The organism is Halopseudomonas sp., assembly GCF_041579695.1.
In the GTDB taxonomy this organism is placed as follows: Bacteria; Pseudomonadota; Gammaproteobacteria; order Pseudomonadales; family Pseudomonadaceae; genus Halopseudomonas.
The window spans coordinates 1-6,597 of record NZ_JBFGFI010000115.1 but is presented as its reverse complement, the minus strand read 5'-3'; the positions used below and the strand labels follow the sequence as shown (position 1 = coordinate 6,597).

Annotated in this window: 5 protein-coding genes and 1 pseudogene; 1 reads left to right on the top strand and 5 read right to left on the bottom strand. The window is 63.5% G+C overall.

Going from position 1 to position 6,597, the window contains the following annotated elements; translation table 11 throughout:
• The 5 genes and pseudogenes from ABYA88_RS14765 to ABYA88_RS14745 form a co-directional block, all read right to left on the bottom strand.
• Positions 1-222: pseudogene (locus ABYA88_RS14765) on the bottom strand (SGNH/GDSL hydrolase family protein); the annotation flags it as partial.
• A gap of 123 nt (positions 223-345) precedes the next feature.
• On the bottom strand, positions 346-2,022 hold the full coding sequence (locus tag ABYA88_RS14760; RefSeq protein ID WP_373188156.1) for an AMP-binding protein: 1,677 nt from the start codon (positions 2,020-2,022) through the stop codon (positions 346-348).
• 71 nt (positions 2,023-2,093) lie between these two features.
• On the bottom strand, positions 2,094-3,257 hold the full coding sequence (locus ABYA88_RS14755; RefSeq protein WP_373188155.1) for an FAD-binding oxidoreductase: 1,164 nt from the start codon (positions 3,255-3,257) through the stop codon (positions 2,094-2,096).
• On the bottom strand, positions 3,250-4,770 hold the full coding sequence (locus ABYA88_RS14750) for a phytoene desaturase family protein (protein ID WP_373188154.1): 1,521 nt from the start codon (positions 4,768-4,770) through the stop codon (positions 3,250-3,252). The genes ABYA88_RS14755 and ABYA88_RS14750 overlap by 8 nt, the downstream gene beginning before the upstream one ends.
• Positions 4,771-4,819: 49 nt before the next feature.
• Positions 4,820-5,656 (bottom strand): enoyl-CoA hydratase-related protein, encoded by an 837-nt coding sequence (locus ABYA88_RS14745; protein ID WP_373188153.1) that lies wholly within the window; start codon positions 5,654-5,656, stop codon positions 4,820-4,822.
• Between the two features lie 119 nt (positions 5,657-5,775).
• Here ABYA88_RS14745 and ABYA88_RS14740 point away from each other — a divergent pair, with 119 nt between their 5' ends.
• On the top strand, positions 5,776-6,402 hold the full coding sequence (locus tag ABYA88_RS14740; protein ID WP_373188152.1) for a TetR/AcrR family transcriptional regulator: 627 nt from the start codon (positions 5,776-5,778) through the stop codon (positions 6,400-6,402).
• The last annotated feature ends 195 nt before the right edge of the window (positions 6,403-6,597 follow it).

The window sequence follows — 6,597 nt, the reverse complement described above, 5'->3', positions numbered from 1 at the left end:
TCGCGCCACCAGCTTGCCGGCCAGAGCATCGTCTTGGCTCGTCACACCCACGCCCGCGGCGGCGGAATCGCCGAGGATCAGCAGGCGCAGGCGTGGACCGATGCCACTGACGCCGGCCCGCTCGCCCACAGGCTCCGGCAGCCTGGGCGTGACCCAGCGGGTATACAGTCCCTGGGCCAGGAGTACCGGCCCCAGGGTGATCTTGGACAGGATTTCGATCATGGTGCGGCTCGTGCGGACCAGGGCGCCAGGCACCCTGCCCTGAGTAAAAAGAACGGGATGGAGTGGGACATCCCGCCGGCCATTTCACGCTCGGGTGCATGTGGCCTAAACCGGATTGCGAGCTCAGCGCCCCGCGCGCAGCTCTGCACGGAGGATCTTGCCGATGGGCGACTTGGGCAGTTGCTCGCGGAAGACGATCTGCTTCGGTACCTTGTAGGCGGTCAGCCGCTCACGGCAGTGGCGGATGATCGCCTCGCCGTCCAGGCCGGGCCGGCGCAGCGCGACGAAGGCACGGATCGCCTCGCCGGTGCTCTCGTCCGCCACCCCGATCACCGCCACCTCGCTCACGTCCGGGTGCTCGGCGATGACGTCCTCCACCTCGTTGGGGTACACGTTGAAGCCCGAGACCAGGATCATGTCCTTTTTGCGGTCGACGATGCGGATGTAGCCCTCGTCGTCCATCACCGCGATGTCGCCGGTGCGGAACCAGCCATCGGCGAAGGCCTCGGCGGTCTCGCCCGGGCGATTCAGGTAGCGCTCGACGATATGCGGACCACGCACCAGCAACTCGCCAGGCGTTCCCAGCGCCAGCTCGCGGCCTTCGGTGTCCGCGATGCGGACTTCGCTCCCGGGCATGGGCAGGCCGACGGTGCCCGGGCGTGATGTCGGCCCAGGCGGGTTGAACGATACGAAGCAGCTGGTTTCCGTGAGCCCGTATCCCTCCAGGATCTGGCCGACTGCCACCTGCCAGCGCTCGGCGGTGCTCGGCCGCAGCGAGGTGCCGCCGGAAACGGCCAGCTTAAGCTTGGGCGGGTTGGCCTGCAGCCAGGGCTCGGCCAGCAGGCCGGCGTAGAGCGTGTCCACCCCCGTCATCCAGCGCACCGGGAACTTGTCGAACGCCGGGAACACGTTGGACAGGGGGCGTGGATTGGGCACCAGCAGGTTGCGCCCGCCCCGGCGGAAGAACAGCAGGAAGTTAAAATTGAAGGCGAAGATGTGGTACAGCGGCGGCACGGTGACGATCGCCTCGCCTGGCTCGATGTGCACGCCATGGGCATTGATGTAGTCCTCGGCCATGCGCAGCACGGCGAGCAGGTTCGCATGGCTCAGCACCGCGCCCTTGCTGCGCCCCGTGGTGCCGCCTGTGTACTGGTAGAGCGCCACGGGATGGGGTTCGGCTTGTACCGGTAGCTGTCCTTGGCCTATGGACAGGACCTCACTGAAGCGCTGGTGGGCGATGCACGGGGTGAGGTCGATACCACTCTCGGCGGCCAGCTTCTGCTGGATCGCAGTGCCGATGGGCGGCGGGAAGAAGTCCCCAAGGCTGGTGGTTACCAGACGTATGCCCCTCTCGACAATCACAGTCTCGGCGCGACCGACGAACAGGTCGCAGGCCACCAGCAGCTTGGCGCCGCTGTCGGCCAGTTGCGCATCCAGTTCGCGCGCGGTGTACAGCGGGTTGACGTTGGTGACAATCAGCCCGGCCTTCCAGGCACCCAGCACGGCGACGGGATAGTGCAGGCTGTTGGGTAGCTGGATCGCCACCACGTCGCCGCTCTCCAGCCCCTGCGCCTTCAGCAGGTAGGCGGCGAAGGCATCCGACAGCTCGTCTACCTCGGCGAAAGATAGATCAGTGTGCAGGCCATTAGGCAAAACAACGGTGAAGGCCGGTGCATCAATGAAACGCTCGGCACCCTGGCGGGCGAAATCTGCGACGCTACCCCGCAGAGCCTGAGGGTCAACACGATAGCCGTGCAGGCTAGGCGGGTAGCTCTGTTCCCAAGGATTGGACATGCTCATGACTATTGTTCCTTGTTCTTGTTCTGTAGGCTTTGTTCGCTCCGCCCGGCAATCCCGAGCGGAAGCGGCGGCTAGAGCTGGATCTCGATATCCCCAGTGGGGAACGCGACACAGGAGTAGATCCATCCGAAGTCCCGGTCGGACTTGCGCAGATGGGCCTCCTGCGGATTGAACACGGCACCGGAAACCAGCTTGACCCGGCACAGGCTGCACTCACCGGAACGGCAGGCGTTCTCGGTACCGTAGCCATTGCGCTCCAGGGCATTGAGCAGCGGCTCGCCGACGCGGCTCCGGAAGCTGCCGCGCCCACGTACCGTCACGGTGACCTCATCGTCCAGCGAGACCCCTTCGGGCCATCCCGCCTGCTCATTCGGCGCCTTGGGCGCGCCATTGGCCTCGACACGGATGCGCCGGCGCTTGACGCCCAACGCCGTGAGCAATTCGACGCAGCTATCGTTGAACGGCGTCGGACCGCAGACGTAGAACATCTTGTTGCCGATATCGCCGAGCTGCTGCTGTAGCAGCTCGGCGGTCAAGCGGCCGGTATAGCCCCAGTAGCCAGTGGGGGGACGGGAGATCACCTCGCTCAGGGTGAAGTTCTCGTGGCGATTGGCCAGCCCACGGAACTCGTCATCGAAGATCACGTCATCGACGTAGCTGTTCACGTAGACGAGGTGAAAGCGATGCGACAGGCCACGGTCGAGGATGTCCAGCAGGATGCTGCGCGCGGGGGCGCTACCCGATCCGCCGGCGAGGAACACCAGGTCGTCGCCGTGGTACAGCGGGTTGTGGTGGAAGGTACCCATCGGCCCGGAGCTGAGAAAACGCTGCCCCGCCACCACCCGGTCGAGCAGGTAGTTCGAGACAAAACCACCTTGAGCCCGCTTCACGGTCAGGTCGTAGTAGACCCGCTGCGATGGCGAGGAGGAAATGGCGTAGGGCCGGGCGGTCGCCACCCCATCGATCTCGACGAACAGGTTGATGTACTGCCCCGCCTGGAAGGGTGGCAGCACGCTACGGTCGGCCGTGACCAAGCGCAGGGTCTTGGTGGTGGCTGTCTCGTCGATCACCTGGGCGACCTCCAGCTCCAGCCGCTTCGGATGCAGCTGCACGACGGTACCGGCAACCTCGCCCTTGACCTCACGGAAGTCCGATCCGCTCTGCTCCAGTGCTTCCTTGGCTTGCCACGCCTCGCGGAAGCCGGCGATGGAGTTCAGCAGGTTCTGCTCAGACATGTTCCACCTCTTTGACTTTCAACTGTTTGAGCACCGCCCTGGCAGTGGACTCGCCGGCCATGTAGGTCGGCTGGAAGCCGCCCATGGAGGTCCAGGAGCCGGCGATGTAGAGGCCCGGTACGCCTTCCAGACGCTCGCGCAGCAGGGCTGAGTCCTGGGCGCTCTGCTGGAAGCCATAGATGGCGCCGCCGGGGGTGTTGAGGTAGCGCATCATGGTCAGCGGGGTGGCCACCTCGACCTCCTCAATGTATTGGCGCACCTTCGGGAAGACCTTCTCGATGACCCCGATGAGCTTCTCGGCGAATTCATACTTGGTCTGCGCGTAACGCTCTGGCGGCACCGCCTTCCAGGGCTCGCCGTATTGCAGGCAGACCAGCACCACCTGGCTCTTGCCGGGCGGAGCGAAATCGGGGTCTTCGAGGTTGTAGCAGGTGAGCATGCCGCCCAGCGGCGGCTCAAGGCTGCCCATGCGCTGGTGAATCTGTTCCTCGTCCAGGGTCTCGTAGATGAAGCTGGAGGCTTCGGTCACCCCCAACTCCTCCGGGGTGCAGTCCAGGCCCAGGTAGATGACGAAGGCTGAGGTGCCCATGCGCCGGGATTTGAAGTCTTGCTGGACCTTGAGCGGCGACTGGTCGAGGTCGAGCAGCTCGTTGAAAGTGATCAGCGGACTAGCATTGGACACCACAGCATCACAGGAAACGGTCTCGCCGCCCTCCAAGCGCACGCCACTGATCCGGCCATCCTTGGTGAGGATCTTCTCGACGCCGCAATTGAAACGCACCTCGCCGCCGGCCTCGCTGAACGACTCCACCAGCGCGCTGGACATGGCCTGGGAGCCGCCCTTGATGTGCCAGGGCTTAAACGCAGCATAGGCGTAGAGCATCGCAGCCAGGTCAGGAAAAGGCAGCATGCTCGGCGGCACCCCGAGATAGAGCCAGTAGGTGGCCAGCACGCTTTTCAGCTTGGGATCGCTGAAGAACTCGTCCAGCACATCCTTCACCGAACGGAAGCCATACTCCACGAAGTACGGACACATCGATTTCAGCATGGCCTCGCTGTTCGACCGGCGCGCCTGCGGCAGGGTCATGAAGCTCTCTAGGGTGATCTTCTCGCAGAGCACCAGGAAGCGCTCGATGGCCTCCTGTTCCGCCGGAAACAGCTCCTGTAGGGTGCGGCGCAGCCCGGACCAACTGGCCGGCAGGGTGACATCAATCTCCCCGGGTACCACCAGGCGGTACAGCGCGTGCTCCTGGACGAATTCGACCTTGTCCATCACGCCCAGCTTGTCAAACAACTTGCGCATGATGAACGGCTTGTCCTCGGTGCCCATGCCGCTGAGCTGGTGCAAGGCCACCTCGAACTCGAATTCGCCACGCACGAAGGAGGTAGCGCAACCACCGGGGATATTGTGGCGTTCCAGCAACAGGGTCCGACTGCCGCCACGCTGTAGGGCGGTCGCGGCGGTCAACCCGGCATTGCCGGCGCCGATCACGACGGCGTCATAGTGCTTCATAGTCTTCCTCACAACTTATCACTGCTAAGATTAAGGCAAAGAAACGCCCCTAAAGAGTCCGCCCCAATTCGCGCAGGTCAGCGAAACGTGCCGGCGCCCCGGACGCCCTGGCTTGCACCGAGCGCAGGATGTCCTCGCCACTGAGAATCGCGCTTTGCAACAACACAGTGTGCTGCAGAGACTCGTAGACCCCATGATCACGGCTGTAGAGCATCGCACGCTTGATCCCGCTGATGGCCACCGGCGGCCGCTCGGCAATGCGCCGGGCCGCAGCAAAGGCGCCGTCGAGTAACGCCTCGGTGCTCGGGTACACCTTGGCCAGCAAGCCCAGACGCAGCGCCTCGGCGAAATCCAGAGTGTCGCCGGTCAGCGCCAGGTAGCGCGCCACCCCGGCGGGGATCAGGTGCTGCAGCCGCTGCAGCACGCCCAGATCGGCCATCATGCCGACGTTGGTCTCCTCGATGCGGAACTTCGCCGCTTCGGAGGCAAAGCACAGGTCGCAGGCGGCGATCAGGTCGAAGCCGGCACCGACGCAGGTGCCCTGCACCGCGGCAATCACCGGGAAGCGGGCACGCTCCAGGGCGTTCAGCGCGTCCTGCATCTTTTCCAGGCCGGCCTGCATGGCCTCGCGCTCGATCGGGTTGGTCGCGTGGAACTCCTTGGAGGTGGCAAAGATCTGCAGATCTAGCCCACCGCAGAACACCTTGCCCTGAGCCGACAGCACTAGGGCCCGCACCTTGCCGGAACGGCTCAACTGGTCGATCGCCTGCGGCAGCTCGCTCCAGAATGCCAGCGTCAGACTGTTGGCCTTATCAGGTCGATTAAGCTGCAAGTGAGCGATGCCATCCTCAACAGAGACATCGAAACATTCGTAGGTTGAACTCATGGCTGCACCTCAGGCATCTAATGTTATCGATGCTAAGATTTGATCTTATCGCCGTCAAGATATTTCCGCATGATAAGATCGAAACGCCAGCTACCCCCCCCCCAATCAAGGCCCCTCGCATGAGCAAGACACCCCAACGAGCCCGCGACACCTACCATGTCGGCAACCTCGCACCTCAATTGCTCAATGCAGCACGGGAAATGCTAGAAGAGGTAGGGCCAACCAAACTCTCGCTACGCGCCGTATCCGAACGTGTTGGCGTGAGCTCGACAGCCGCCTATCACCACTATGCCAACCGGGCCGAACTGATCGGCCAGTTGGCGGCACAGGGCTTTCGCGAGCTGGCCAAGGTCTTGCGAGTCGAGGGCGAGTACGACGACGGGATACGGAAGCTGCGCGACGCCAGCCTGGTCTATTTCAGCTTCGCCCGCCGCAACCCAGCGCTATACCAGTTGATGTTCGGCCCGGAACTGGCCAGCGGCGAAATGCCCCGTGAGTTTCATGAAGCTCGCGATGAAGCCTTCGGTGAACTTCGACGCATCATTGCCGAGGTACTCGGACAGGAAATGGACAGCGCGGAGGTGCGCCGATCCGCGCTGGCGAGCTGGTCCTACACCCACGGCCTGGCTTCCCTGGTCATCCATGGAGTTCTGCAATTCCCAGCCACCACCACCGACGAGCGCTTTGTGGACAGCACGCTGCTGGGGTTCGAGCATCTGTTTAAGGCTAGAGCCGGACAAGATTGATAGGCGTGTGGACTACCCCCGCTCCGGTAGACATCCCCGGCCTCGTTTTTTCTCATAACAGTTGCGCCTGCAATCCAGTCAGGCAATCGCCCCTAAAGTTGTATGGCACATGCGAGCGACTCCTCTTGGAGGACTCCTATTGACGCCAACTGGCTTTGGGTCGAAATCGGCCGGTTGCGAACGGCCGCTTTTGGC